Raw genomic sequence first — 26,181 nt, 5'->3', positions numbered from 1 at the left:
GTCACCGAGTCTATCGTCCGCCTCCGACGAACGGTGCTCAGCTGGCTTCGGCGAACTCCATGATCCGTCCCCCGCGGCGTGCGAACGCGAAAGCCCCGATCGCGGTGCCCCCCAGCAGGACCGCCACGCCCACCCCGACGCCGAGCCACAGCGCCGACACCGCCGCCTCGATGTCCCGGGTGAGGGCCTCCCAGCCGAACCACAGCGCGGGAGCAGCGAGCGCGATCGCGCCCGAGAACACGAGCCCCTGTGCGATCACGCCGCGGGAACTCGTGCGCTGCGGCTGCTGGAACGGACTCTCCCCCGGGGGCGACACCGCGTACGGCGCCACCGCGGATGCGATGCTGGAGAGCCCGAGCGCGGAGAAGAAGAGCGCCACGCAGATACCGATCATGGCCGGCAGCAGTGCCCAACGGCCGTGCACCGCGACGGCCACGGGAATCAGGACCGCCAGAAGGGGTAGTCCGATGAGCATGACCGGAACGAGACGACCCCAGCGGTCGGCGGCACCCCGGACACCGCTCGCGATGTGCATCCAGACGGCGGTGGAGTCGTAGGCGATGTCGTTGTGGGGAAGCCAGCCGAGGAACAGCGCGATGAAGGGCACCGGGATCAGGATGGCCAGGCTGAGGGGCACACCGGCCACGAGCAGGGGCAGAACCGTGACGGCCGCCGCGACCGGCACCACGACGATGTTGACGAGATACCGGCGGTCTCCGAACCAGTAGATCAGGCTTCGCGCGGCGATCACGCCCCCGGGAGTCCCCGGCGCGACGGCGAACCACCCCAATCCCCCGCGCTCGCGCACGGCGGACGGGCGCTCGGTCGTGGTCAGCACCCGCTCCACGACGAGGATCCAGATCACGACGAGTGCCAGAAGCGTCCCGACCGCGACCGTCAGCGACACCCAGGCAGCACCGTCCGACGCGGCGAAGAGGAGGGGAAACGCCCAGGCCGCGCCCAGGGGCGTGACCGAGAGGACCGCCACGGCTTCGGCGAGCTGGCTCGGCACACGGCCGTCCCACTCGAGTGAGGCGAAGAAGACCACGCCGGGGATGACCACGACCAGGACCACGAGGAGGAACAGGCCGGTCAGCTCGCGCGACCGCCTCTCGCGGAGGAGGACCGATGCACCCGCCATGGCGATACGCGCGAAGAGCATGCAGGTCAGGATGCCGAAGACGGCACCGAGCACCGCGCCGAGCACGGGCGCTCCCTGCGCGACCCAGACCGACCCCGCCGCACTCGCGATGACCGCGAGCACGAGCACCGGAAGGCTGATGAGACCGGCCACGATCAGGACGACGGCGAGAGTACGCATCCGGAGGCCGAGGACGGCGAAGCGGCGAGGGTCCAGGGGGTCGGATGTGGAGGCGATCGCGGGTGCCGCCGCGAATCCCGTCGTGACCGCCGCGCCCGCGAGGACGGTCACGGTGAGGACGACCTCGGGCCCCGCCTGCTGCAGCGACACGATCGCCCAGCAGACCGCCGCGACGCCGGCGGCGAGGGTCAGGAGTGCAAGTATCACCCTCGTGACGTGAGAGGCATCGCCGCGCAGGCTCCCGAGGAGCAGAGCGGCCCTCAGCCGGAGAATGTATGCAGCCACTCGAGCCCTTCCACGTCGCTCAGGCCTCCGGCCAGCTCGACGAAACGCTGCTCGAGGGTGAGCTCCCCTCGCACCTCTTCGATCGACCCCTCGGCGAGCACCTGGCCCGCGACGATCACGGCGACGCGGGAGCAGACCCGCTCCACGAGATCCATGCCGTGACTGGAGAGGATGACGGTGCCGCCGTGCGCCACATAGGTGGAGAGGATGTCGAGGATGACGGCGCTGGAGACGGGGTCCACGGCTTCGAAGGGCTCATCGAGCACGAGGAGCCGCGGGGAGTGGATCATCGCACCCGCGAGCATCACCTTCTTCGCCATGCCGGCCGAGTAGTCGGAGACGACGCGGCCGAGGGCCTCGGTGAGGTCGAACGCGCGCGCGAGATCCGCCGTCCGGCTCTCGACCACCGCCGGGCGCAGACCCCGCAGCACGCCGTAGTAGTAGAGGAGCTGTCGGCCGGTGAGTCGGTCGAATGTGCGCAGCCGATCGGGGAGCACCCCCATCATCTGCTTCGCGGCGTACGGATCCGCCGCGAAGTCGACCCCACCCACGCGGATCGACCCCCTGTCCGGAGAGAGCAGGCCGGCGATCATCGACAGAGTCGTCGTCTTGCCGGCCCCGTTGGGACCGACGATTCCGTAGAAGCTTCCCGCCTGCACGGTGAGGTCGATTCCGTCGACGGCTCGCGTGCTGCCGAAGGCCTTGACGACGCTGCGCAGGACGAGGACGTCGTCGTCGCCTTCGGCGGCCGTCAGCGGGGTGGCGATGTCGACGAAGGCGAGAGCCCCCGGGTCCACCGGACCGGACGTGACCGGTTCGGGATCGGATTCGTCACCGGCGACGGTGCCGTCGTGGTCGAGCTCCGCCGGCGCGTCCGTGACGTCCGACGACGTCTCCACGACCTCGCTCGAGTCCGGGCGCTCCTCGGAGTCGTCGACGTCGGGGGCGTCGGCGTCGAGATCCTCGCCGCCGGACTCGTCGGACGTGACGTCGTCGTCAATCGCTTCGGTGTCGACCTCGACATCAGCATCCACGTCGTCGACGTCGTGCTCCGGGCCCACCTCGTCGACGCCCTCGGGCGTGTCGTGGACGAGCTCCGGCTCGATCGGATCGTCCGTCTCATCGGTCGCCGCATCGACGGCAACCTCATCCTGGCGATGCGGCGTCGGCAGAGGCGGGCGCGGGGGGATGACGAGGTCGGCCGCCGCGACGCTCGGAAGCGGAGGAAGCGGCGGACGCGGCGGAATCTTCACCGCGCGGGGCAGGTGCACGACGGGCGCGACTCGGCCTCCGTCCGGCTGATCCGGATCGGCGTCACGGGGCACCGGGAGAGAGGGAGTCACCCCTCCAAAGTAGCAAGGCGGGCCGACACCCCGAAGACGGCGTCGAAGAGTGTCGGCAAACCCTCGGATTGTCACGAATCCACAACGGAGAGCGGACATTCTGCACGTTCCCAGGTGCCATCGCTACCATTGCCCCGGCACGAGGAGGTGTCTCACCGATGAATCTCCGGTGAATCCCACTCTCTTTAGGAGAAGACCGTGACTCTTCAGACCGTCATCCTCGCAGCCGGCATGGGCTCGCGCCTCGGGCGGAGCCTTCCCAAGCCGCTGACCGAGCTCAGCGACGGCCGCACGATCATGCGGCAGCAGCACGACAACATCGTCGCCGCTTTCGGTGACGACGCACGGATCACGACGGTCGTGGGATACCGGGCCGAAACGATCGTCGAGGCCTTCCCCTCCGCGGACTACGTCTACAACGAGCGATACGACCAGACGAACACGTCCAAGAGTCTCCTCCGTGCGCTGGCAGCCACCGGCAAAGCCGGAGTGCTCTGGATGAACGGTGACGTCGTGTTCGACCCGCGCATCCTCGGCCGTGCGATCGCCTACATCGAGCGTGACCAGTCGTTCGTCACGGTGAACACCGCGAAGGTGTCCGACGAGGAGGTCAAGTACACCGTCGATGCGGCCGGCCACATCGACGAGCTGTCCAAGACCGTGTCGAACGGGATCGGCGAAGCGGTCGGCATCAACTACATCTCCGCCCGCGACAAGAAGGCCTTCATGCGCCAGCTCGGCCGCGTCGGCGACCAGGACTACTTCGAGCGCGGCCTGGAGCTGGCGATCCGTCATGACGGCGTGCGGCTCGCGCCGATGGACATCTCGGACCTGTACGCCGTGGAGGTCGACTTCGCCGAAGACCTCGAGCGGGCGAATCTCTTCGTCTGACCGCTCCGCGACGGTCGGCGGATTGCTCGAGGCACCTTAGCCCGTGCGTCGCCACCGCGCCAGGCCCTGCCCGCGGCTCGACACGTAGGCCGAGCCCCGCCTACGCTCGCGGGTATGGACAGCACGCTCGCATGTCTGACGGCCTGGATGCCGCGCCAACGCTGGTACGCGACCAAGGGACGCTCGCCGCGCCTGCGCATGGTGTCGTGGTGGGACCTCGAGCCGGGTGCGTCGGCGACATCTGCTGCCGGCGCGGGCGAGGTCCTCTTCGTCCGGACCTACCTCGTCGCAGACGATGCTTCCGACCCCGCCGTGCTCTATCAGGTGCCGGTCGTCGCGCGCGCGACCCCGCAGGTCTCGGCGGACGATTCACATGAGATCGGCAGGCCTGCAGCAGACGTGATCCTGCGGGACGGACCCCATGACGATGCTTATGCGCAGGCGCTCCTCTCCCTCGTGACCCACGGGGGAACCGTCAACGGGCCGGGGTCTCAGGCCACAGGGCACCCTGCCGCCGCGCACGACGGACGTCCGCGCGTGAGCCGGGTGATGACCGGCGAACAGTCGAACACCTCCCTCGTGTTCGAGGGGCCCGCGGCCATGCCCGTCATCTGCAAGATCTACCGGCAGCTGCATCCGGGCCACAATCCCGACATCGAGCTGCCCGGCGCTCTCGCGGCCGGCGGCTCATCTCACGTTCCCACGGTCGTGGGCTGGGTCGAGGGCAGCTGGCCGAACCCCTCGGGCGACGCCGCGAGCGTCGTCCGCGGATCGCTCGCCTCCGCACAGGAGTTCCTCCCCGGCGTCCAGGACGCCTGGCGGGTCGCGCTGAACGCGGCCGCCGACAGCGAGGACTTCCGCGCCGCGGCCGAAGAGCTCGGTGTCGCGACGGCCGATGTGCACGTCGCCCTCGCGCGTCTGTTCCCCCGTGAGGAATGCACCCCCGCCCAGCGTGACGCCGTCGCGGCCGTCTGGAATCGTCGCCTGTCCATCGCGCTCGAGGAGGTGCCGGCGCTCTCGCCGTGGCGCACGGACATCGAGGCCGTGTACGCGACGGCGCTGACGATGCCGTGGCCCGCGTTGCAGAGGATCCACGGCGACTACCATCTGGGCCAGGTCCTCCGGGTACCGGGACGCGGCTGGGTGCTCCTCGATTTCGAAGGAGAGCCGTTGCGGCCGATGGACGAACGCACCCTTCCGGATCTCGCCCTCCGGGACGTCGCCGGCATGCTGCGATCGTTCGACTACGTCGCGGGTTCCCTCGAACTCGAGCGTCCCGACCAAGCGTCCGACGTCCGGGACTGGGCCCGGACGGCGCGGGAGGCTTTCCTGCGGGGATACGCCGCCGCGTCCTCCGTGGACCTGACGACGGTGGCGGGACTGCTGACGGCGCTGGAGATGGACAAGGCCGTCTACGAGGCGATCTACGAGGTGCGCAACAGGCCGTCGTGGATGGAAATACCGCTCGGGGCGGTGAAGCGGCTCATCACCGAAGTCTCCTCCCCGTCCGATCGCGGGTGAGGTGCGGGTTCAGGTCTCGGCGCCGTCTTCGAGCTCAGCCTCGTCCTCATCGCCGTCCGTCGCACTCGACGGGTCGGTGGACGCGGTGTACCAGCGCTCCCATTCGGTCATGAGGAAGCCGATCGCGGCGTGGAAACGGCGCGTGGACGAGCCGGGCGCGGTGTCGCCGAAGTAGTGGTGCACCCAGTGCGCGAGCTTCGCCACGGCTGCCGGGTCGGTCCGCACGCGGTCGATGTCGGCGACGAACTCGGCGGACCGCGACGCATCGAGCCATTCGCAGTCCGCAAGATACCCGTGCGTGTCGACGACCGCTTCGGGGTCGACCGGGCGCGTGATGAGCAGCGGCCTGTCCGCCGCCAGGCGGTCGTAGACCATCGCCGACACATCGACGACCGCGACATCCGCCGAGGAGAGCTGCCAGCCCAGCTCGGGCCCGTCGTCGTACACGTGCTGAGCGCGCGCGTCCGCGGCATTGGCGGCGGCGATCGCCGCGACGATCCGCTGGTGCGCACGGCCGTAGACGGCCGACACCACGCCGGACCGCGGATGCGGGCGATACACGACGCGATGGCGTCCGGTGGCCAGAAGCGCGGACACGAGCGATTCGCCGTGGCTGAGGATCGAGCCGTAGTGCGCGGAGGGACGATCCCCCTCCCACGTGGGCGCGTAGAGGACCACGATGCGATCGTCGGGCGTGTAGGGCAACGCCCCGGAGTAATGATCCGCCTGGGGACGACCGATCTCGATCGTCCGCGTGGTGACGTCGTAATCCCAGAGGACGCGGGACAGCCGATCGCGCGCGGCTTGGCCGGCTACCAGGGCGTAGTCGTAGGCCTTGTACTGGTTCGTCGTCATGTACATCTTGTCGGACTCGCCGTGGTTGATGAAGACGTGCCAGCGGCGGCCGTAGCGGAACATCTGGAAGTTCCGCGTGTTCTGGTTCACGTAGAGGACGACGCGGATCTCCTGAGTCGCGACGAAGCGCTCGAGGTCGCGCACGGTCGGGACGAAGGCCACCGGCGGCGCGTCCTCCGCCATCAGCGCCCGCGCACCCGTCGCCGACCGGCTCAGCACCACGACCGGCCAGGTGCGGGCGAGCTCCGCGAGCGGTTTGTACCACTGCCGCATCTGGTACATGTTCACATCGCCGTCGGCGAAGTACACCGCGACCCGGAAATGGGATCGTGGATGCCCGCCGAGACGGGCCGCTTCACGTCGGACGTGGACGGCCGCCGAGCGGTTGTCCAGCGCCTTTCGCACGAACGCGACGGTCTTCTTGACGTCTGAGAGCACACCCACGCTTCGAGCCTACCGACCGTGCCGAACCGCGATCCCCGGCGAGCGCGTGACATGATCGGACGCGTGCAGCGCGAATCCGACGGCCGACGCGATGCTCCGGTGGTCCGCGCGGACGCGGGGGTCTCGTACGTCATGCCCGTGCTGAACGAGCGCGGTTACCTGCGTCGTGCGGTGGAGTCCGTTCTCGCGCAGGAGACCGGCGGGCCGATCGAACTGATCGTGGCTCTCGGTCCGTCCACCGACGGGACGACGGAACTGGCTCGGGAACTCGCAGCGGCAGACCCGCGGATCGTACTCGTGGCCAACCCGGCCGCCGACATCCCGGTGGGCCTGAACCTCGCCGTCCGCACGGGCCGCTACCCGACGATCATCCGCGTCGACGCGCACTCGGAACTGGCGGAAGGCTATGCGCAGCGCGCGCTGGAGACGTTGGCACGGGTCCGCGCCGCCAACGTCGGCGGCGTCATGCGGGCCGAAGGGCGGACCCCGTTCCAGCGGGCCGTGGCACGCGCCTACAATTCCCCGTTCGGGCTGGGAGGCGGTGCGTATCACGGGGGAACCGTCGAGGGCGAGGCCGAGTCCGCGTATCTCGGAGTTCTCCGACGATCTGTTCTGGAGGAGGTCGGCGGCTTCGATGAGTCGATCCGTCGCGGCGAGGACTGGGAGCTGAACCTCCGGATCCGTCGAGCGGGATACCGGGTGTGGTTCGACCCGGATCTCTCGGTGACGTACTGGCCGCGCGAGAGCTGGTCCCGCCTCGGACGCCAGTTCGTGGCCACCGGGCGCTGGCGGGGCGAGCTGGTGCGGCGGTTCGGGCGGGGGAACTCGGTGCGATTCTTCGCTCCCCCGCTCCTGGTGCTGAATCTGGTCCTGGCGCTCCTCGTCGGCGTCGGCCAGGCCGCGGGGCTGGTCACCGGGATTCTCGGCCTGATCGCCTCCCTCGTCTACCTTCCGATCGCGGCCTACGTCGTGCTGATCGTCGCGGTCGCGCTCGGCCGCGGCGGCGGGACGGGCTGGCGGGACCGGCTGTGGACCGCAGCGGTCCTTCCGACGATGCACCTCGCCTGGGGCGCCGGTTTCCTCGTCGGGCTCCTCCGCGGCGCTGACGACACCGTCGACACGTCACGCCTCGGACAGCGCAACACACCGCTGCCCTGAGTCAGCGCCCGACGAATCCCTGGTCGAGGATGCGTGCGACCACGCGCTCCGCCGCCATGCCGTCGTCGCGGGAATTGAAACGCGCGCGCCATCGCTCGTAGCGCTCGGCGAACTCCCCCGGATCGCCGTGGCGGATGGCCTCGACGAGTTCGGACGCGGATCCGAGCAGAGGACCGGGCGCGTGCCGAGCCAGATCGAAGTAGAAGCCGCGGAGCTCGCCGCGGTAGTGCTCGATGTCGGGTACCAGGAAGTACATGGGGCGCCCGGTGACGGAGAAATCGAACATCACGGACGAGTAGTCGGTGATGAGGGCGTCCGCGGCCAGAAGCAGCTGGGCGGTGTCCGGAAAGCCTGTGACATCGATCACCCGGGGCCCCTCGACGTCCCTCCCGGGCCGCAGCGTCCGGGAGTGCCCGCGCACCAGCACGACGGCGTCCGTCTCGCGCGCGAACACGGCCGGGTCGAGGAAGTCGACCATCTCGGAGCGGTCGTCCCTCCACGTGGGGGCGTAGAGCAGGACGCGCTCTTCATCGCCGATCCCCAGCATGTGACGGATGCCGGAGCCGTCGCCCGTGACGAGCACGTCGTTTCGCGGGTAGCCCTCGACCCAGATCGGGCGGCGGAGGAAGGCGTAGGCCTTGCGGAGGATCCGCTCCGCATAGGCGTTCTGCGCGAGGAGGACGTTCCAGCGCAACGATTCACGAGCCACGGCGAGCATCCGCCGCGGATCGAAGCCGGGCCGGTGCAGGGCGAGGCGCTTCAGCGGGGTTCCGTGCCAGGTCTGCAGCACGCGTTGCCCCGGGCGTCGGACGAATCGGCGTCGCAGCCAATCGTTGACGACGAGCAGTCGCGCGGCGCCTCGGGCTCGCCACCACTCAGGGCTCCCCTCCACGACCGCGACCGCGCCGTCGGGAACCACGACGGAGTGGTCCACGACGCTCCAGTAGCGGACGACGTGCGGGGCCACCCGCGCCAGCTCACGATCGATGGCGAGCGGATTGCACCCGGCGTTGCGTCCGTAGAAGCTCTCGAAGAAGACCGCGTTCTCGAGGGGCGTCGTGCGCGTCGCATAGCGCCGCTCCAATGCGGCCTGGCCCTCACCCGAATCGTAGGCGGGGTCGAGGGGCGGCCCCACGTGCACGACACCGTCGCGGAGCTCGGCGCGCAGGAGGGCGCCGGTGGCCAAGGGAGCGTCGTCGACGGGCGAGGAGGGCTCGGCCTCGGACGACGCAACGACGACCACCGCGTACTCGCCGGTGGGCAGCGGGAGCTCGGGCCCACCCCACTTCGACGCACGAAGCGGGAACACCGCCCTCCAGGTCTTCCCTCGTCCCGTGAGCGTCGCCGACACGCGAGCGCGTGGCCCGACGAGTTCCGCGCGCGCGGGCCTCGCGCCGGTTCCGGAGAGGACGAGCGTCAGTTCGCCCTCGGTGTCGAAGCGGGCCTGCGTCATCGATCTCCCTCTGTCGCGCGCCCGCGGCGCGCCATCACGGCACGGTACACCCTCTCGGCATTGCGCCCGTCGCGATGCCGGTGGACGCGGTCGCTCAGACGCCGGCTGCGCGCGACACGACGCTCCGACTCCCCCGTCGCGGGATCGAGCACAGCGTCGAGGACGGGCAGGACCTGATACCAGGAACGCGCGATGTCCGTTCCCGCCACATCCTCGTACCGGCCGTAGAAGCCCCGGCGTTCGGCGTACTCCCCCACGTCGGGGGCGAGGAAGACGACGGGAAGCGGCACGAGCGCGGCGTCGTACACGAGCGATGAGTAGTCGGTGATGAGAGCGTCGATCCCCGGAAGCAACGGCGTGATGTCCGGGACCACCGTCGACGGAACGGCACGGACGCGGGTCGTCGGTTCCGGCGGAGCGTACTCCCCCGAGCCCAAGGGATGAGATCTGACGAGCAGGACGGCATCCCGCCGTTCAAGCACGTCGAGGATCGCGTGCCAATCGGCCGGGCCGGGAACCGCGGGGTCCGGCCCGCCGTCCCGCCACGTGGGCGCGTACAGCACGACAGCGGACGGGGATCCCTCCGCACCGGTCGCCCGGAGCACCGCTTCGCGCGCCGTGGCGCGGCGCGTCTGCGCGTCGCCGGTGCTCAGGACGTCCACGCGCGGCTCGCCGGTCTCCACGACGACGTGATCCCGCACTCCGAACGCGGAGACCAATCGCCCGCGGACGAGGCCGGAGGCGGCCGGCATCACGTCGATCCGAGAGGCGGCCGCGCGGTACATCACCGCGAGGAGTCGCCGCAGGAGCGGACGCGACGGTCCGTGGTCCAGCCACCGCGGGGGGCGGAGGGTCTCGGGCGAATCCAGACCGATCCGTTTCAGAGGGATGCCGTGCCACAGCTGGACGACGAACGCACCCGACACGGCGTAGCGGTGGACGTCGCCGAACCCGTGCGTGATCACGATGACACCCGCGCGGGCGGTCGCCCAGAGCCCGGCGACGGAGGACTTCTTCGCCGCCCTCACCCCGAGCCTCGCGGCGTCGCGTGCCTGCGTGTCGTCGTCGACCAGCCACAGCGCCGGATGCCGCGGCGCCACCTGCTGCCACAGCGCCAGCGCGCCCTCTGCGACTCCGGTCGCGCACCCGAACACCCACAGGTCGCGACGCCGGGGAACAAGGGCGGTCAGGACACGCCCGGCGGCGTAGAGAGGAAGCGCGACGATCTTGCGCGCGTTGCCCGAACCGAAGGAGAACGCCGCCACCCCGCGAGCCTATCGCGGGGTGGCGGCGCCGTGCGGGTCAGCCTCCGAGCGTACCCAGGGTCACGTCGACCTGCTCGGTCGCGTCGCCTCGGACGAAGGTCACGGTCGCCGTGCTGCCGGCCGCGGCGGCGCGCACCTGCGCGGTGAGATCGGTGGCGTTGGAGATCGGTACGCCGTTGAACGCCGTCACGATGTCACCCTGGCGAAGGCCCGCCGCCTCGGCGGCCCCACCCGCAACGGCCTCTTGGATGTACGCACCGGTGATCTGAGACCCCTCGACGGATGCCGCGGACCGGACGTTCGCACCGAGCAGACCGTGCGTCGCCGCACCGGTGTCGATGATCTCCTCGGCGATGCGTTGGACGATGTCCGACGGGATGGCGAAGCCGACCCCGATCGACCCCGCCTGCCCGGACGATCCTCCGGCCGAGGCGATGGCGACGTTGATGCCGATCAGGCGACCATCGCTGTCCACGAGTGCACCGCCGGAGTTCCCGGGGTTGATCGCGGCGTCGGTCTGGATCACCGCGATCGAGATCGTCTCGCCGGAGCCGGGTGTCGCGCGTCCCTGGCCGAAGTCGAAGTAGAAGGGCGCGTCCCCCTCGCCGTCCTCCGCGTCGGGCGTCTCGGGTGCCGCGGCCGATGCGATCGCGATGGAGCGGTTCAGCGCGCTGACGATCCCGGTTGTGACGGTGTTGGAGAGCCCGAGCGGCGCGCCCACCGCGGCCGTGGTGTCGCCGACGTTGAGATCGGCGGACGAGGCGAACTCGATCGGCGTCAGATCCGCTGCTCCCTCGAGCTTGATCACGGCGAGATCGTAGGTGGGGTCGGTGCCGACGATCTCGGCGTCGAAGACCTGACCGTCGGAGGTCGTGGCACGGATGGAGGCATCGGCGCTCGCGCCGTCGAGCGTCACGACGTGCGTGTTGGTGACCACGTATCCGTCGGCGCTGAGGATGACACCGGAACCGGAGCCGCTGCCGCTGGTCCCGCTCGCCGAGATCGTCACGACACTCGGCAGCGTGCGGGCGGCGATCCCCGTCGCCTCGGTGACGCTGTCGGTGTCGTTCACCGTCACCGACACCGGACCGGATGCCGGAGCAGACGCCGACGTGGAGAAGAGGTTCACGCCCGCGTAGGCGCCTCCGAGCCCCGCGGCACCGCCGACGACCGCCGCCGCCACCAGGAGCCCGACCACGGCGCCCGCGGAGGTCCGACGCGGAGCGGGTGCCGGCACCGGAGCCGGGGTCGCGGCGAAGTCCATCGGGATCGTCGCCGCGGGTCCGGTCGGGGTCGCCGCGTTCGAGGCATACGGCGGGACGGCGCCGGGCAGGACGTACCCCTGCGGCGGCGCGTAGGCGGTCTGGGGCGGCAGCGGAGGACGCGGCGGCGCCGCGGGGTGAGCGCTGGCCTCGGTCGCGGACGTCGGGTCCGTGGGGCGGTCGATGGGCTCTGCGTCCTGCGGATCGTTCATGGGTGCTCCTTCTTCCTGGCGTGATCCACTGTCGTCGGCGTTCCTGTGGATTGCTTATGCCGGGAGTGGGACCGGACTATGCGAACATCGTGAGCACGTCGAAAGGATGCGGCTGTGCACGAAGTGACCGGGAGCTGGCGACGCATCGCCGCGGGAGCGGGACTGCTGGGGACCGACGGGACGGTGCATCCCACCATCTTCGCCGAGATGAGCGCACTCGCGGGCCTTACGGGGGCCATCAACCTGGGGCAGGGGTTTCCCGACGAGGACGGGCCGGCGGACATCCTCGAGGCGGCGCGTCGAGCCATCTCCGATGGCGAGAATCAGTATCCGCCGGGACGCGGCATCCTCGACCTCCGGATGTCGATCGCGGAGCATCAACGGCGCTTCTACGGGTTGGAGGTGGACCCGGAGCGCGAAGTGCTCGTCACCGCCGGAGCCACCGAGGCACTCACGGCCACGCTGCTCGCGCTCATCGACGGCCCCGACGACGAGGTGGTCGTCTTCGAGCCGTTCTACGACTCGTACGCCGCCGCCGCGGCGATGGCGGGGGCACGCCTCGTCCCGGTGTCGCTGGTGGCGCCGTCCTTCCAGCCCGACCTCCAGGTGCTCCGGGACGCCGTGACGGACCGCACCCGGATCATCCTGGTCAACGACCCCCACAACCCCACCGGAACGGTGTTCACCGCGGAAGTGCGGGCGGAGGTGCTCCGCCTCGCCGAACGGCACGACGCGGTGGTCGTGACCGACGAGGTCTACGAGCACCTCGTGTTCGAGGGACCGCACGTGCCGATTGCCACGATGCCCGGCGCGCGCGAGAGGACGGTGTCGATCTCCTCCGCCGGCAAGACCTTCTCCGTCACCGGTTGGAAGATCGGATGGGTCGCCGCGTCCCCCGAGCTCATCGACGCGATCCTCACCGTCAAGCAGTTCCTCACCTACGTCAACGGCAGCCCGTTCCAGCCCGCGATCGCCGCCGGCCTCCGACTCCCGCAGGCCTTCTTCGACGGTCTCGCAGAGACGATGCATGCGAAGGCACGGCTGCTCGGCGAGGGGCTGCGTGCGGCGGGCTTCACCGTGACACCCCCCGCGGGTTCCTACTTCACCGTGGCGGACGCCGCAGGCCTGGGCGTGCGCGATGCCGCTGCGTTCTGCCGGACCCTGCCCGAACGCGTCGGGGTGGTGGCCGTCCCGCTCACCGCCTTCGTCACCCGCGCGCACCACGACCGGTACGACACGATGCTGCGCTTCGCTGCATGCAAACGGGTCGACGTCCTCCGCGACGCAGCCGAGCGGCTCGCCGCACTCGGACGCGTCAGTTGCGCGAGCTGACGGTGTAGCGCCGCAACGAGAGCACCGGATTGATCCGACGCACGCGCTCCAGCTGTGCGCGTTCGAGGTCCGACACCGCGATTCCGGTACCCGTCCCGATGGACGCGCGGACGACGCCCTGCGGATCGATGATCGCGGAGTTTCCCACTCCGAGCGGCGGCGGGTGGTCGGCCGCCGCCACGAAGACCGTGTTCTCGATCGCCCTCGCCTGGAGAAGGGTCTGCCAATGCAGCTCCTTCAGCGGTCCGCGCACCCACTCGGCCGGGATCGCGAAGACGTCGACGCCGGCGTCCGCCAGCACCCGACCGACCTCGGGGAACCGCAGGTCGTAACAGGTCATCAGGCCGAATCGAAGTCCGCGGACCTCGAAGGTCTGCACCCCGCTCGTCTCACCGGGTTCCACCCAGTCCGATTCCCGTTGGCCGAAGGCGTCGTAGAGGTGGACCTTCCGGTAGACCGCCTCCACCCCCGCCCCGTCGACGGCCACCACCGTGTTGCGCACCAGGCCGGGGTCCGAGGCCTCCTCGAGCAATCCCGCGACGATCGTGATCCCGAGCGCGGCCGCATGGCGACGCAGAGCGCGGACGAACGGTCCGTCCAGGGACTGCGCGTGCGCCGCGAGGGTGGCGTCGAACGGATCGATGAAGTAGCTGGAGTACTCCGGGAAGACCACGACGTCGGCACCGAGCCCGCTCGCGCGGGCGGCGAGCACCGCGATCTCGGCGAGGTTGACCTCTTCGTCAGAGGCCGGAGCGAACTGTGCGACCGCGATCCGTACGTCGTCGTGGTCCTCGGTACCCATGGTCGTCTCCCGCCTTCGCTCGCTCCTCCACCTTGCCATGACCGGTCGCGCGACCGAAGGAGGGCCACGATTCGCGCCGGCCCGGAAGCCGTGATAGTGTCTTCTCTTGTGCCGCGGGGTGGAGCAGTTCGGTAGCTCGCTGGGCTCATAACCCAGAGGTCGCAGGTTCAAATCCTGTCCCCGCAACAAGAAGAAGAGGGCGTCTCGGAAGAGGCGCCCTCTTCGTTTCTGCTTCGCCCCCTGTCACCCCGCGGTGCGGCAGGATGGACACTCCCGTGCACCGCTTGTATCATCGGGCACAGCAGATCGCTAGATAAACTAGCGAAATACCTGGAGTGTGTGATGACAGCTGGCGACGATGTGGTGCTCCTCGACGATGAGGGGACGATGATCGGCACCGCGCCGAAGAGCAGCGTGCACGACCTCGACACCGCGTTGCACCTCGCCTTCTCTTGCCATGTCGTGAACGAGCGAGGCGATGTCCTCGTCACCCGCCGCGCGCTGAGCAAGGTCGCGTGGCCGGGCGTGTGGACCAACTCGTTCTGCGGTCATCCGCGCCCGGGTGAGGATATCCCCGACGCCGTGCACCGCCGAGCTGCCGATGAACTCGGGATGCGGGTGGAGGAGGTCCGCGTGACGTTGCCCGACTTCCGGTACCGCGCGGTGGACGCCAGCGGGATCGTCGAGAACGAGATCTGCCCCGTGTACACCGCCCGCGCGGCATCCGAACCGGTCCCCCACCCGGATGAGGTCATGGAGATCCGCTGGGTCGAGCCCGAGCGCCTCGCCGACGCCGTGCGTGCGACGCCGTGGGCGTTCAGCCCGTGGCTGGTCCTGCAGGCCGCACAGCTTCCGCTGCTCACCGACGCGTCCAGGTCACGACGGCCATGATCGCACTCTCCCCGCATCCGCAGATCGACGACACGATCCATGAGGCGCTGGCGCGGATGCGATGTCGACGTGGTGCGCTCGGCGAGGCGTTCGACGCATTGATCGACGCCTCCGACCGTGCAGCCCGCGGCGGCAAGCGTTTCCGTCCCGCGCTCGTCGTCGCCGCCTTCGAGAGCCTCGGCGGCGACCTCGGTGCGGCTCCGGGCGTGTTCCCGGTCGCCGCGGCCTTCGAGTTGCTCCACACGGCATTCGTCGTCCACGACGACGTGATCGATCACGACACCGTCCGTCGCGGCATCCCCAACGTCGCCGGGGAGTTCCGCCGCCGGGCCGAGGAGCAGGGAGCGGACGCCGCCGGCGCCGCCCTCCTCGGAGACGCGGCGGCCATCCTCGCCGGCGACCTCCTGCTGCACGAGGCGTTCCGGCTCATCGCCCTCGCACCGGTGGATCTGACCGCCCGCGTGCGGCTGATGGAGCTCCTCGACGAGGCCATGTACGTCTCCGCGGCCGGCGAGCTGGCCGACGTGGAGAACAGTGTCGTCGACGACGCGCCGCATCACGCCGTCCTCGACGCCGCGTACAACAAGACCGCCGTCTACTCGTTCAGCGCTCCGCTGTGCGCGGGTGCGGCGCTGGCCGGGGCGACCCCGGAGGTCACCGGGCTCCTCGAGCGGGCAGGTGGTCAGCTCGGTCTCGCATTCCAGTTCGTGGACGACCTCATCGGCGCGTTCGGCACCGACGATCAGGCAGGACGCGAGAGCGGGGGCGATCTGCGCGAAGGAAAGCGGACACCGCTGGTCTCGCTCGCCCGTGAGAGTGCGACCTGGGCTCAGGTCAACGACGCCATCGCCGTCGCACACACCGGCCCCATCGCCGTGCAGGAGGCGCAGCGGATCCTCGAGGCCAGCGGAGCCCGGGCGCAGATGCGCGCGCTCGTCGACGGCGCGCTCGCCGAAGTGCGAGCGGTCTCCGCTGATCCCGCACTGCCGGCGTCCGCGGGGTCCCTCTTGCGCGCGCTCGCCGACGGGGTCGAAAGTCGCATCCCATGACCGAAGAGACCGAGGGCATCACGGGACTGGCCCTCTACGACAAAACCGCGCGCGACGCCGCGGACATCGTGATCGCGCGGTACTCGACGTCCTTCGCCCTCGCGTGCCGCCTTCTCGGGCCCCGCCCCCGCACGCACGTCCGGACCATCTATGCGCTGGTGCGCGTGGCCGACGAGATCGTCGACGGTCCGGCCGTCGCCGCAGGCCTCTCGGTGCCGGAAGCCGAAGCGATGCTGGACGAACTCGAGGCCGAGACCTACCGGGCGATCGCACAGGGCTTCAGCGCGAATCTCGTCGTGCACGCCTTCGCCCTCACCGCCCGCGAGTGCGGCATCGGGGAAGACCTCGTGGCCCCGTTCTTCGCCTCCATGCGGACGGACCTGTCCACATCGACGCATGACGACGCCTCGCACGATCACTACGTGTACGGGTCTGCGGAGGTCGTGGGCCTGATGTGCCTGCAGGTCTTCGTCAACGCCGGGGAGCCTCGCCCCCGCCCTGCCGACGCCCGACTTGTCGACGGCGCCCGACGCCTCGGGGCCGCGTTCCAGGACGTCAACTTCCTCCGGGACCTCGATCATGACGCATTCGCGCTCGGTCGTGATTACCTCGGGATAGGCTCGGGATCTGTGAGCCGCGACGCCGTTCTGGACCGTATCGATGCGGACCTCGCCGCGGCCGCGGCCACCGTCCCCCACCTTCCCAAGGACTGTCGTCGCGCCGTCACCGCGGCACACGATCTGTTCTCGGAACTGTCCCGCCGACTGCGCGCAGCCGAGCCGGGCGCAGGCCGCGTGCGGGTGCCGGACCCGGTCAAAGCCCGCTTGGCGGCCCGCGCCTGGCTGGGGTTCTCGCCACGGAAGGTTCTCTCATGAGCGACTCTGCTTCCTCTTCGCGCACGGCCATCGTCATCGGCGGGGGTATCGCGGGTCTCGCCACCTCCGCACTCCTCGCGGAGGAGGGATGGTCCGTCCGGCTCCTCGAAGCGCGCGACGATCTGGGGGGCCGCGCCGGATCGTGGGATCAGGATGGGTTCCGTTTCGACACCGGTCCGAGCTGGTATCTCATGCCGGAGGTCTTCGACCACTTCTTCCGCCTGCTCGGAACCAGCGCCGACGCCGAGCTGGATCTCGTCCGCCTCGACCCCGCCTACCGGGTCTACTCCGACCCGGCGACCGGGCGGCAGCCGCTGGACGTCCGCACGGGCCGCGAGCTCGCCACCGAGCTGTTCGAGAGCGTCGAGCCGGGGGCGGGCGCGCGCCTTGCGGACTACCTCGACTCGGCCGAGGATGCCTACGATCTCGCGGTGTCCCGCTTCCTCTACGACACCTACGAGACGACCGCGGGGCTGCGGGACCCCGCGATCCTCCGCCGCATCCCGACCCTCGCACCTCTCCTCACGCGTTCGTTGGCCTCTCACGTGGATCGGAAGTTCACCGATCCCCGGCTGCGCCAGATCCTCGAATATCCGGCGGTGTTCCTCGGCGGTTCCCCTTACGGCGTCCCGAGTCTCTACCACCTCATGAGCCACCTCGATCTCGATGACGGGGTGCTGTACCCCCGTGGTGGATTCGTCGAGGTGATCAAGGCGATCCAGCGCCTCGCCGAGGCGAGGGGGGTCGAGATCGTGACCGGCGCAGAGGTCGTCGAGATCGTCACCGGAGCGCCCGATCGCGGATCACGCGCCCGGGCGCGCGCGACCGGCGTCCGCACGCTGGACGGCACACTTGTCGAGGCCGACCTCGTGGTGTCCACGGCAGACCTGCACCACACCGAGACCTCGCTCCTCCCGCCGGAGCTGCAGACCTATCCGCAGTCGTGGTGGGACACCAAGACCCCCAGTCCAGGGGCTCTCCTCCTTCTGCTCGGCGTCGAGGGCGAGCTCCCGGAACTCGCCCACCACACGCTTCTGTTCGCCGATGATTGGCGGACCAACTTCGACGACATCTTCGGCGACCGCCCCCGCATCCCCGACCCCGCCTCTCTCTACATCTGCCGGCCGAGCGCGACCGATGCCGACGTCGCACCGACCGGTTCGGAGAACCTGTTCGTCCTGGTGCCGGTGCCCGCCGACCCCGGATCCGGACACGGGGGGATCGACGGGGACGGGGACCCCCGCACCGAGGCGGCCGCTGACCGCATCATCGAGCAGATCTCGCAGTGGTGCGGCATCCCCGATCTGAAGGACCGCATCATCGTGCGGCGGACGATCTCTCCCGCGGACTTCGCGACCGACCTGCACTCCTGGCGCGGCAACTCCCTCGGCCTCGCGCACACCCTCGGTCAGAGTGCGATGTTCCGTCCGCGCAACGCGTCACGCAGGGTGGAGGCGCTCGCCTACGCGGGAACCTCGGCTCTTCCGGGCATCGGACTGCCGATGTGCCTCATCTCCGCCGAGCTCGTCGTGAAACGGCTCCGCGGTGACCGCACCCCCGGTCCCCTTGCGGAGCCCGCGAGAGTCTGACATGCCGGGGCTCTACCTCGCCGCTCTCGTCCTCTCCCTGGCCGGCGTGGCGCTCACCGACGCGCGCCTCAAGCTCGCCGCGTGGCGGGATCCGCGCCGGACGATCGTGGCCGTCATCCTCGGCACCGTGTTCTTCCTGATCTGGGATGCGGTCGGAATCGCAACGGGCGTCTTCGTCAAGGGAGACAGTCCGCTCCTGCTGGGGATCGACCTCGCTCCCCATCTCCCGCTGGAGGAACCGGTCTTCCTCATCTTCCTGTCCTACCTCGCCCTCGTCCTCTACGGAGCGGCGGTGCGTCTGCGCGCCCACCGCGCGGGGCGCCGGCCCGTGCGCGGCCAGGGGGGAGAATCGGCGGTATGACCTATCCGCTGATCGTCGTCCCCTTCGTGGTGATCACGATCCTCGTCACGCTCGCCACGCGGCGACGCCCTCGTTTCCGAGAGCGCATGGTCGCCTCCGGTTGGGCAGCGGGCGGACTTCTGATCCTGACGGCGATCTTCGACAACCTCATGATCGCCGCCGACCTGTTCACCTACCCTCCGGAGCACCTCAGTGGGTTGCGGATCGGCCTCGCTCCCATCGAGGACTTCTCCTACCCCTTATGCGCGGCCTTCCTGATCCCCGCCGTCTTCGAGCTCCTCTCCCCCCGTCTCCCCCAGGAAGCGTCATGACCGCCCTCCCGCTGCGACCGGCCGCGGTCTCCCGGCAGCTGTTCGTCTCGTCCCGCCCCGTCAGTTGGGTCAACACCGCGTTCCCGTTCGCGGCCGCGTATCTGCTGACGACCCGACAGATCGATCTGACCCTGGTCCTCGGCGTCCTGTTCTTCCTTGTGCCCTACAACCTCGCGATGTACGGGATCAACGACGTCTTCGACTACGAGTCTGACCTCCGAAACCCACGCAAGGGGGGCGCCCACGGCGCGATCCTCGACCGTCGACTGCACCCCGTCACCCTCTGGGCGGCGGGTCTGTCCTGTCTGCCCTTCGTCGTCTATCTGGTGATCGTCGGGTCGCCCACCTCATGGTTGATCCTTGGCGCGAGCCTCTTCTTCGTCGTCTTCTACAGCGCGCCGCCCCTGCGATTGAAGGAGCGGCCGTTCGCGGATTCGGTGACCAGCAGCATCCACTTCTTCTCCCCCGCCGTGTATGGGCTCGTGCTGGCCGGTGCGACGTGGACGTGGCAGCTCGGACTCGTGGTGGCGTCCTTCGCGCTCTGGGGAATCGCATCGCACGCCTTCGGCGCAGTCCAGGATGTCGTCGCGGACCGCGAGGCGGGGATCGCGTCCATCGCCACGGTGCGCGGAGCACGCTTCACCGTCCGCTTCGCACTGGCGTGCTATACCCTCTCCGGGCTTGCGATGCTCGCCACCGCGTGGCCCGGGCCGCTCGCCGCGATCCTCGCCGTGCCCTACCTCCTGACGGTGTGGCCCTATCGGTCCATCACCGATGCCGGTGCGGCCGGGGCGACCCGCGGATGGGACCGCTTCCTGTGGCTCAACCAGCTCACCGGGTTCGGCGTGACGCTCCTGCTCATCTGGTACGCCATCCTCAACGGCTGACTCGTCCGCATCGTCGGACCTCCCCCACGGCGGGACGAAGAGGGGCGGGGCGGGAATGAACCCGCTCCGCCCCTCGTCCGATGTTCCCCGTCAGTCGCCGCTGAGTTCCAGCAGCTGCTCGACGGCCGCGGTCAGCCGCTCGTCCGCCTCGGCGAAGGCCGTGAGGTCACCGGCGCGAAGCGCCTCCTCACGAGCCATCATGGCCTCGCGGGCATCCTGCAGGGCGGCCTCGTAGGATCCGGCCTCCGGGGCCGGCGCCGGCTCCTCGTCACCCGGCTCGGCCGGTGCGGTCGGCTCGGGGGTCGGGGTCGCGTCCGGCTCCACCGGAACGACCTCGCCGTCACCCGCCGTCGCGCCGGAGTCCCCACCGAAGAGCACGTCGAGCGCTTCCGCCAGCGTGTCCTCGAACGCGATGTCGTCACCGAAGGCGACCAGGATCTTCCGGAGCGTCGGGAGCTGGGTGCCCTGGGAGGCCTGCACGAAGACCGGCTGGACGTAGAGCAGACCACCACCCACCGGAAGGGTGAGGAGGTTCCCGTTCAGCACCTCGGACTGGCCCTGCTGCAGGATGTTGATCTGCGAGGACACGGCGGTGTCGGAGTCGAACGTGTTCTGCACCTGCCCGGGCCCGGGCACCGTCGTGGACGCGGCGATCTCGAGAAGACGGAGCTTTCCGTAGTCCTCGCCCTTCACACCCGCTTCCTGACCGGCATTGGAATCGACGGCGAGGTAGCCCATGAGGACGTTCCGACTCGCCGCCCCGGTCGACGACGGGATGAAGGTCGTGAACATCGAGAACGAGGGCGCCTCCTGACCAGGCATCTGCATGGTCAGGTAATACGGCGGCTGCAGCTGGTTGGGGTTCTGCGGATCCTCCGGTGTCGCCCAGGCGTTGTCCCGCTCGTAGAAGGACTGCGCGTCGTCGACGTGGTAGATCTGCAGCATCGCACGCTGGACCTTGAACAAGTCCGTCGGATACCGGACGTGACTCATCAGGTCCGCGGACATCTCACTGATCGGCTGCACCGCGGTCGGGTAGACGTTCTGCCACGCCTGGAGCAACGGGTCCTCAGGATCCCACGCGTACAGCGTCACCGAACCGTCGTACGCGTCGACGGTCGCCTTCACCGAGTTGCGGATGTAGTTGATGTCGTCGAGCGCGAATCGCGGCTGGGTGTTGTTGGAGTCCGCGATGGCCTGCGAAAGCGGGACCGTCGTGGAGTACGGATAGTTCGAGCTGAGCGTGTATCCGTCCACGACCCAGACGATGCGCCCGTCGACGACCGTCGGGTACGGGTCGCTGTCCAGCTCGAGGTACGGGGCCACCTTCTCGACGCGAGTCAGCGGGTCGCGGTCGTAGAGGATCTGCGATTCTTCGTTGACGTCCTCGGAGAAGAGGATCTGCTCGGACTGGAAGCGGAGCGCGTAGATCAGGCGGTGGAACATGTTGCCCACGGAAGGACCGCCGTCACCCTCGAAGGTCACACGCGGACCTGCGCCGCCATCGGCGCCCGACGGGTAGTCGAGCTCGATCGGCGTCGCGCCCTCGGGTGCACCGACGATGGAGTACGTCGGCGAGTATTCGCCGAAGTACACGCGCGGTTCGAAGTCGGGGTTGTCCGAGAGGAAGCCCTGGGCGGGGATCCCGCGCTCGAGGAAGACGGGGTTGCCGTCGCTCGTCCGCTCGTTTCCGGCGGCGGCGACGAGACCGTATCCGTGGGTGTAGACGAGGGTCTCGTTGACCCACGAGGAGCCGGCGCCGAGCTGGTCGACATTGAGTTCGCGGACGGACACGATCGTGTCCTGCATCTCGCCGTCGATCTCATATCGGTCCACGTCCAGGGGCTCCTGGAACTGGTAGTACGCCCGGTACTGTTCGAGCTGCCGCACGGTGGGTCCGATGATCGCGGGGTCCATGATGCGGATCTGCGTCGTCGTCTGCGCGTCCGCGCGAAGCTGCCCCTCCTCCGCCGAGGTCTCAGCCGTGAACTCGATCTTCTCCAGACCGTCGATGCCGTAGGCCTTCTTGGTCATCTCGAGGTTGCGCTCATAGAACGGACGCTCGAAGGCCGCCTGATTGGGCAGGACCTGGAAGGTGTTGACGACCCACGGGTAGCCGACTCCGACCACGAGCGAGGAGACGATCAGCAGCGCCGTCGCGATGAGCGGGTAGCGCCAGCGTCCGATGACAGCCGTGACGAAGAAGAGCACGGCGACGAGCGCAGCCACGATCGAGAGGATCGTCAGCCCCGGGATCACCGCGTTGACGCCGGTGTAGCCGGGACCGGTGATGCGGTCCCCCTGCTCGACGAGCAGGCGGTACCGGTCGAGGAACAGGCTGACCGCCTGCACGGCCAGGTAGAGACCGGCGAGGATCGCCAGTTGGATCCGCGCCGCCTTCGAGATGCGCAGCTCACGCTGTCCGACCCGGACGGAGCCGTAGAGGTAGGACACGACGGCGGTCACCAGGAGGCAGATGAGCAGGACCGCCGAGACGAATCCCACGACCGCGCCGTAGAACGGCAGTGCGAAGAGGTAGAACCCGGTGTCGAGACCGAACTCGGGGTCGACATCGCCGGTGGGCACTCCGTTGAACCACAACCAGGTCGTCTGCCACTGGGCGGACGCGGCGAACCCCGCGAAGAAGCCGAAGAACACCGGGATACCCCACATCGCCAGCCGACGAAGCGGCTCGACCACCTCCTGGTAGCGATCGAGCTGGGAGCTGAGCCGCGCGTAGACCGGCCGGAGGCGGTAGGCGAGCTGGATCGCCAACCAGACGGGCACGGCCATTCCGAGGAACCCGATCGCGAACATCGCGATCCGCGCCACCCACTGGGTCAGTAGCACCCCCTCGAACTCGAGTTGCCGATACCAGAGCCAATCGGCGTAGAGGCTGGCGAAGACGAAGAACGCCACAACGAGGGCGGCGACGATCGCCACGGTGATGCCGAGTATTCGTCGAGGTCGGGAGGGCGTGGCCGGGGCCGGCGCAGAGGTCGTGGTCACCCCTCCATCCTAGGCGCGCCGTTCTGGAGGGTCGCCGAGGGTGTGCTGAGGGAAAGCCGGTCGGGTCACGTGCCGCATGTGGGGAGCGCGTCGAGGTCGCCGCCCGTCGCCACCGCGTCCAGCGCCCGCATCGCGTCGTCGAGGTCCTCGACGGCGAAGACACGGAGTCCGTCCGGGACATGGCCGACGATCTCGCCGCAGTTCGCTTCCGCCGCGAGGAAGTACGAAGCGCCGTCCCCCACCGCGCCCCAGAGCTTCTGACGCACCCCGCCGATCGGACCCACGACCCCCTGGGCAGTGATCGTCCCGGAGCCCGCGACACGTTCACCGCCGTTGAGCTCACCCGGCGTGAGGACATCGATGATCCCGAGGGCGAACATCATGCCCGCGCTCGGACCGCCGACGTTGTCCAGCTGGATCTCGACATCGACGGGGAAGTCGTAGTCGCTCATCAGCGTGACGCCGATCAGCCAGGGCGCGTCGGGATCCTCACCTTCCTGCTGCGGCACCAGCGAGAGGGAACGCGTGGCGCCGTCGCGGAGGATGGTGAGGTCGACAGGCGCTCCCCCGGACGCGTCCACGATCTCCCGCAGAGCGGCGACATCCGTCGCCTGCTCACCGTCCGCGGCGAGGATGACGTCGTCCTCGCGCAGGACCCCGTCGGCGGCGGATTCCTCCACGACGGAGTAGACGCGAAGCTGAGGGGACACGTCGTAACCGAGCTCGCCGAGCGCGGCCGCCGTGGCCTCCTGCTGCGAGTCGACCATGAGCGCGGCGTTCTCGCTCTGACGCTGCTCCACGGTCTGGTCGGACGGGAAGACCGCCTCGATCGGCAGCACAGCACGGGTGCGATCGAACCACGCCGTCGCCAGCTCGAACCACGAGGGCGTGCGCTCTCGACTTCCCACCACCTGAACGGTGAGGAGATCGAGAGCGCCCTCGGTGGGGTAGGTCTCGGCGCCCTGCACCGTGATGAGCGGAACCTCCTCGCCATCCGGGCCGGGCGCCGAGCCGAGGGTGTTGTACACGGGCCCCGGTCGCTGGATGACGTAACCGGTGGGGAGGAAGGTCAGGATGAGCAGGACGACGAGGGCGGCCGAGAGGGACCAGATGCCCGCCACGACGGCACGCGATGGGCGTCGGGGTCCGGGGCTGACGGGTGCGGAATCGTCGAAGAGCGTCACAGGAGACCTTTCTCAGCCGGGTCGTTCGCGGCCGGCTTAAGGGTTCGGGTCTCGGCCGAGACGGGGAAGGGAATGCTGCGACTAGCGTAGATCCGTAGATCCGCGACCGGCTGAAAGGCGGCTGAAGTGGAAGACGACGATCGCTCTCCCGAAGAAGAATTCCAGGACCTCCTCCGTCAGCTGCTCGGCGGCGGAGGCTCGATCGACCCCGAACAGCTGTCCCAGCTCTCGCAACTCTCGGGCATGAACATCGATCCCGCGATGATGCAGACGATCATGAGTCAGATGCAGCAGGCCTTCGCGGGCGGCGGGGACGGTGCGATCTCCTGGGACATGGCCGAGAGGCAGGCTCTCCACATCGCGGGCCAGCACGGGCTGGCGATCGGAGACGGGCAGCGGAGCGAACTGGATCAGGCCTTCGTTCTGGCGGGCCTGTGGCTCAGCGAGGTCACCACGATCTCGGAGCTGCCGAGCCCGGCGAGGTCCATCACACGCGCCGAGTGGGTCACGGCAACCCTGCCGGTGTGGCAGGAGCTGGCGGAGCCGGTCGCCACGAGCATCGCGGATGCGCTCACCGAATCGTTGCGGTCCCAGGCGCCCGAGGACATGCAGGACCTCGTCCAGGGCGCCGGACGCCTCATGCGGTCCGTCGGCGGATCCCTGTTCGCGTCTCAGCTCGGCCAGGTCATCGGCAACCTGTCCAAGGAGGTCGTCAGCGGCGGCGACGTGGGTATCCCGCTCATGCCGGACGGCCGCGCCGCGATCCTCCCCCAGAACTTCAGTGACTTCGGTCACGACCTGGAGATCCCGGAGGATCAGCTGGCCCTTGCCGTGGCCACTCGGGAACTCGCTCACGCGCGCCTGTTCCGCCACGCCAAGTGGCTCCGGCTGCACGTGATCTCCCAGGTGACGGACTTCGCACGCGGCGTGCGGGTCGACACCGATGCCCTGGAAGATCTCGCGTCTCGCTTCGACCCCTCGGAACCGGAGGAGCTGCGGCGCGCCCTGGAGAGCGGTGCCCTCCTCCCGGCGCGGTCGGAAGCCCAGGAGGATGCGCTCCGCCGACTCGAGAATCTCCTCGCGACGATCGAGGGATGGGTGGACGTCGTCACCGCCGACGCGACGACGCGGCTGCCGCAGGCCGATCGCGTGGCCGAGTCCGTGCGCCGCCGCCGTGCGGTCGGCGGGCCGGCGGAGCGCGCCCTCGGTTCCCTCGTCGGACTCGAGCTGCGGCCTCGACGGATGCGGGAGGCGGCGGCGATGTGGCGCGCGATCACAGACGCCGTGGGGCCGGAGGCGCGGGACGCGCTGTGGGATTACCCGGACCTGATGCCGGGCGCGGACGACATCGACGACCCGACCGCGCTCGTGACCCGCCTGCAGGCCCGGGCGCGCGGAGAAGAGCCCGCACCGGACGCCATGGACGACGCACTGGCGCAGCTGCTCGCCGAGTCCGATCAGACGGGCGACGGGGACGAAGACCGCGGCTGACCCTCCTCCCCATCAGGGATGGGGCACCTCGTCCGCGGGCCGGCCTGTGGAAAGCCGTGTCCGGCATCACCGGCGCCACCAGAATCGGGCCATGCTCCGATTGAATCCGGCCCACCCACCGCTGTGGCGATCGGGCACGGAGGTGCAGTTCGGCGTACCCGCGGTCGCCGTGCTGCGCGATCCGCTGCCGTGGCAGGAGCGTCTCGTGCGTGAGCTCGAGACGGGTGTGAGCGCGGATGCCGCCGAAGTGCTCGCCCGATCGTGGGGCGCATCACCCGGTGATTGCGCGCTCCTGTTGACCCGTCTCGCTCCCGCGCTGTCCCCTTCCTCTCCCCCGGTGACGGGGGGACGGATCATCGTCGCCGGCGCGGCCGCCGTCCCCCCGTCGGC

The 26,181-nt window shown here is 69.5% G+C and carries 21 protein-coding genes and 1 tRNA gene; 13 read left to right on the top strand and 9 right to left on the bottom strand.

Features of this window, described 5'->3' with window-relative positions; translation table 11 throughout:
* Positions 1-37: 37 nt before the first annotated feature.
* Both AB0O93_RS14625 and AB0O93_RS14620 read right to left on the bottom strand, forming a co-directional pair.
* Complete coding sequence (locus AB0O93_RS14625) at positions 38-1,528, bottom strand: hypothetical protein (protein ID WP_363344549.1); 1,491 nt, start codon at positions 1,526-1,528, stop codon at positions 38-40.
* A gap of 53 nt (positions 1,529-1,581) precedes the next feature.
* On the bottom strand, positions 1,582-2,949 hold the full coding sequence (locus AB0O93_RS14620) for an ABC transporter ATP-binding protein (RefSeq protein ID WP_363344547.1): 1,368 nt from the start codon (positions 2,947-2,949) through the stop codon (positions 1,582-1,584).
* 198 nt (positions 2,950-3,147) lie between these two features.
* Here AB0O93_RS14620 and AB0O93_RS14615 point away from each other — a divergent pair, with 198 nt between their 5' ends.
* A complete protein-coding gene (locus tag AB0O93_RS14615) occupies positions 3,148-3,840 on the top strand; it encodes an NTP transferase domain-containing protein (protein ID WP_363344545.1) in 693 nt (230 codons plus the stop codon).
* Between the two features lie 114 nt (positions 3,841-3,954).
* Positions 3,955-5,361 carry a phosphotransferase gene (locus AB0O93_RS14610; RefSeq protein ID WP_363344542.1) on the top strand — a complete coding sequence of 469 codons (1,407 nt, stop codon included), beginning with the start codon at positions 3,955-3,957 and terminating at the stop codon, positions 5,359-5,361.
* Between the two features lie 9 nt (positions 5,362-5,370).
* On the opposite strand, the gene AB0O93_RS14605 is transcribed toward AB0O93_RS14610, so the two are convergent.
* A complete protein-coding gene (locus AB0O93_RS14605; protein WP_363344540.1) occupies positions 5,371-6,660 on the bottom strand; it encodes a CDP-glycerol glycerophosphotransferase family protein in 1,290 nt (429 codons plus the stop codon).
* A gap of 63 nt (positions 6,661-6,723) precedes the next feature.
* Between AB0O93_RS14605 and AB0O93_RS14600 the strand changes: the two genes are divergently transcribed.
* Positions 6,724-7,818 carry a glycosyltransferase family 2 protein gene (locus AB0O93_RS14600; RefSeq protein WP_363344538.1) on the top strand — a complete coding sequence of 365 codons (1,095 nt, stop codon included), beginning with the start codon at positions 6,724-6,726 and terminating at the stop codon, positions 7,816-7,818.
* 1 nt (position 7,819) lies between these two features.
* Here the strand turns inward: AB0O93_RS14600 and AB0O93_RS14595 are convergent, their stop codons facing one another.
* Genes AB0O93_RS14595 through AB0O93_RS14585 form a run of 3 tightly spaced genes read right to left on the bottom strand, consistent with a single transcriptional unit; the run spans position 7,820 to position 12,010 of the window.
* Positions 7,820-9,271 carry a CDP-glycerol glycerophosphotransferase family protein gene (locus AB0O93_RS14595; protein WP_363344536.1) on the bottom strand — a complete coding sequence of 484 codons (1,452 nt, stop codon included), beginning with the start codon at positions 9,269-9,271 and terminating at the stop codon, positions 7,820-7,822.
* On the bottom strand, positions 9,268-10,536 hold the full coding sequence (locus AB0O93_RS14590) for a CDP-glycerol glycerophosphotransferase family protein (protein ID WP_363344534.1): 1,269 nt from the start codon (positions 10,534-10,536) through the stop codon (positions 9,268-9,270). The genes AB0O93_RS14595 and AB0O93_RS14590 overlap by 4 nt, the downstream gene beginning before the upstream one ends.
* Before the next feature lie 37 nt (positions 10,537-10,573).
* Entirely contained in the window at positions 10,574-12,010 is a 1,437-nt protein-coding gene (locus AB0O93_RS14585) for a trypsin-like peptidase domain-containing protein (protein WP_363344532.1), read from the bottom strand.
* Positions 12,011-12,124: 114 nt separating this feature from the next.
* On the opposite strand from AB0O93_RS14585, the gene AB0O93_RS14580 reads away from it, so the two are divergent.
* Positions 12,125-13,342, top strand: coding sequence for an aminotransferase class I/II-fold pyridoxal phosphate-dependent enzyme (locus tag AB0O93_RS14580; RefSeq protein ID WP_363344530.1), 1,218 nt, complete (start codon positions 12,125-12,127; stop codon positions 13,340-13,342).
* Here the strand turns inward: AB0O93_RS14580 and AB0O93_RS14575 are convergent.
* Complete coding sequence (locus AB0O93_RS14575) at positions 13,326-14,144, bottom strand: carbon-nitrogen hydrolase family protein (RefSeq protein ID WP_363344528.1); 819 nt, start codon at positions 14,142-14,144, stop codon at positions 13,326-13,328. The two genes, AB0O93_RS14580 and AB0O93_RS14575, sit on opposite strands and share 17 nt — an antisense overlap.
* Positions 14,145-14,256: 112 nt before the next feature.
* Here AB0O93_RS14575 and AB0O93_RS14570 point away from each other — a divergent pair.
* The 8 genes from AB0O93_RS14570 (at position 14,257) to AB0O93_RS14535 (ending at position 20,107) form a co-directional block, all read left to right on the top strand.
* A tRNA-Met gene (locus tag AB0O93_RS14570) sits at positions 14,257-14,330 on the top strand.
* Between the two features lie 156 nt (positions 14,331-14,486).
* The gene (idi, locus tag AB0O93_RS14565; protein ID WP_363344526.1) at positions 14,487-15,035 is read left to right on the top strand and encodes an isopentenyl-diphosphate Delta-isomerase; all 549 of its coding nucleotides are present in this window, start codon (positions 14,487-14,489) and stop codon (positions 15,033-15,035) included.
* Positions 15,032-16,084 carry a polyprenyl synthetase family protein gene (locus tag AB0O93_RS14560; protein WP_363344524.1) on the top strand — a complete coding sequence of 351 codons (1,053 nt, stop codon included), beginning with the start codon at positions 15,032-15,034 and terminating at the stop codon, positions 16,082-16,084. Before idi ends, AB0O93_RS14560 begins: the two co-directional genes overlap by 4 nt.
* Positions 16,081-16,959 (top strand): squalene/phytoene synthase family protein, encoded by an 879-nt coding sequence (locus AB0O93_RS14555; protein WP_363344522.1) that lies wholly within the window; start codon positions 16,081-16,083, stop codon positions 16,957-16,959. The genes AB0O93_RS14560 and AB0O93_RS14555 overlap by 4 nt, the downstream gene beginning before the upstream one ends.
* Positions 16,956-18,548 carry a phytoene desaturase family protein gene (crtI, locus tag AB0O93_RS14550; protein WP_363344520.1) on the top strand — a complete coding sequence of 531 codons (1,593 nt, stop codon included), beginning with the start codon at positions 16,956-16,958 and terminating at the stop codon, positions 18,546-18,548. Before AB0O93_RS14555 ends, crtI begins: the two co-directional genes overlap by 4 nt.
* A 1-nt stretch (position 18,549) precedes the next feature.
* Positions 18,550-18,909 carry a lycopene cyclase domain-containing protein gene (locus AB0O93_RS14545; protein ID WP_363344518.1) on the top strand — a complete coding sequence of 120 codons (360 nt, stop codon included), beginning with the start codon at positions 18,550-18,552 and terminating at the stop codon, positions 18,907-18,909.
* A complete protein-coding gene (locus tag AB0O93_RS14540) occupies positions 18,906-19,220 on the top strand; it encodes a lycopene cyclase domain-containing protein (protein WP_363344516.1) in 315 nt (104 codons plus the stop codon). The genes AB0O93_RS14545 and AB0O93_RS14540 overlap by 4 nt, the downstream gene beginning before the upstream one ends.
* Entirely contained in the window at positions 19,217-20,107 is an 891-nt protein-coding gene (locus tag AB0O93_RS14535; protein ID WP_363344514.1) for a prenyltransferase, read from the top strand. Before AB0O93_RS14540 ends, AB0O93_RS14535 begins: the two co-directional genes overlap by 4 nt.
* Positions 20,108-20,197: 90 nt before the next feature.
* Here AB0O93_RS14535 and AB0O93_RS14530 read toward each other — a convergent pair whose 3' ends face one another.
* Both AB0O93_RS14530 and AB0O93_RS14525 read right to left on the bottom strand, forming a co-directional pair.
* Positions 20,198-23,116, bottom strand: coding sequence for a UPF0182 family protein (locus AB0O93_RS14530; RefSeq protein ID WP_363344512.1), 2,919 nt, complete (start codon positions 23,114-23,116; stop codon positions 20,198-20,200).
* A 65-nt stretch (positions 23,117-23,181) separates the two neighbouring features.
* A complete protein-coding gene (locus tag AB0O93_RS14525; protein WP_363344510.1) occupies positions 23,182-24,300 on the bottom strand; it encodes a PDZ domain-containing protein in 1,119 nt (372 codons plus the stop codon).
* Between the two features lie 126 nt (positions 24,301-24,426).
* Here AB0O93_RS14525 and AB0O93_RS14520 point away from each other — a divergent pair, with 126 nt between their 5' ends.
* A complete protein-coding gene (locus tag AB0O93_RS14520) occupies positions 24,427-25,791 on the top strand; it encodes a zinc-dependent metalloprotease (protein ID WP_363344508.1) in 1,365 nt (454 codons plus the stop codon).
* Positions 25,792-26,181: the final 390 nt, after the last annotated feature.

The organism is Microbacterium sp. NPDC077184 (genome assembly GCF_040687055.1).
Taxonomy (GTDB): domain Bacteria; phylum Actinomycetota; class Actinomycetes; order Actinomycetales; family Microbacteriaceae; genus Microbacterium.
This window is presented reverse-complemented; position numbering and strand designations above follow the sequence as displayed.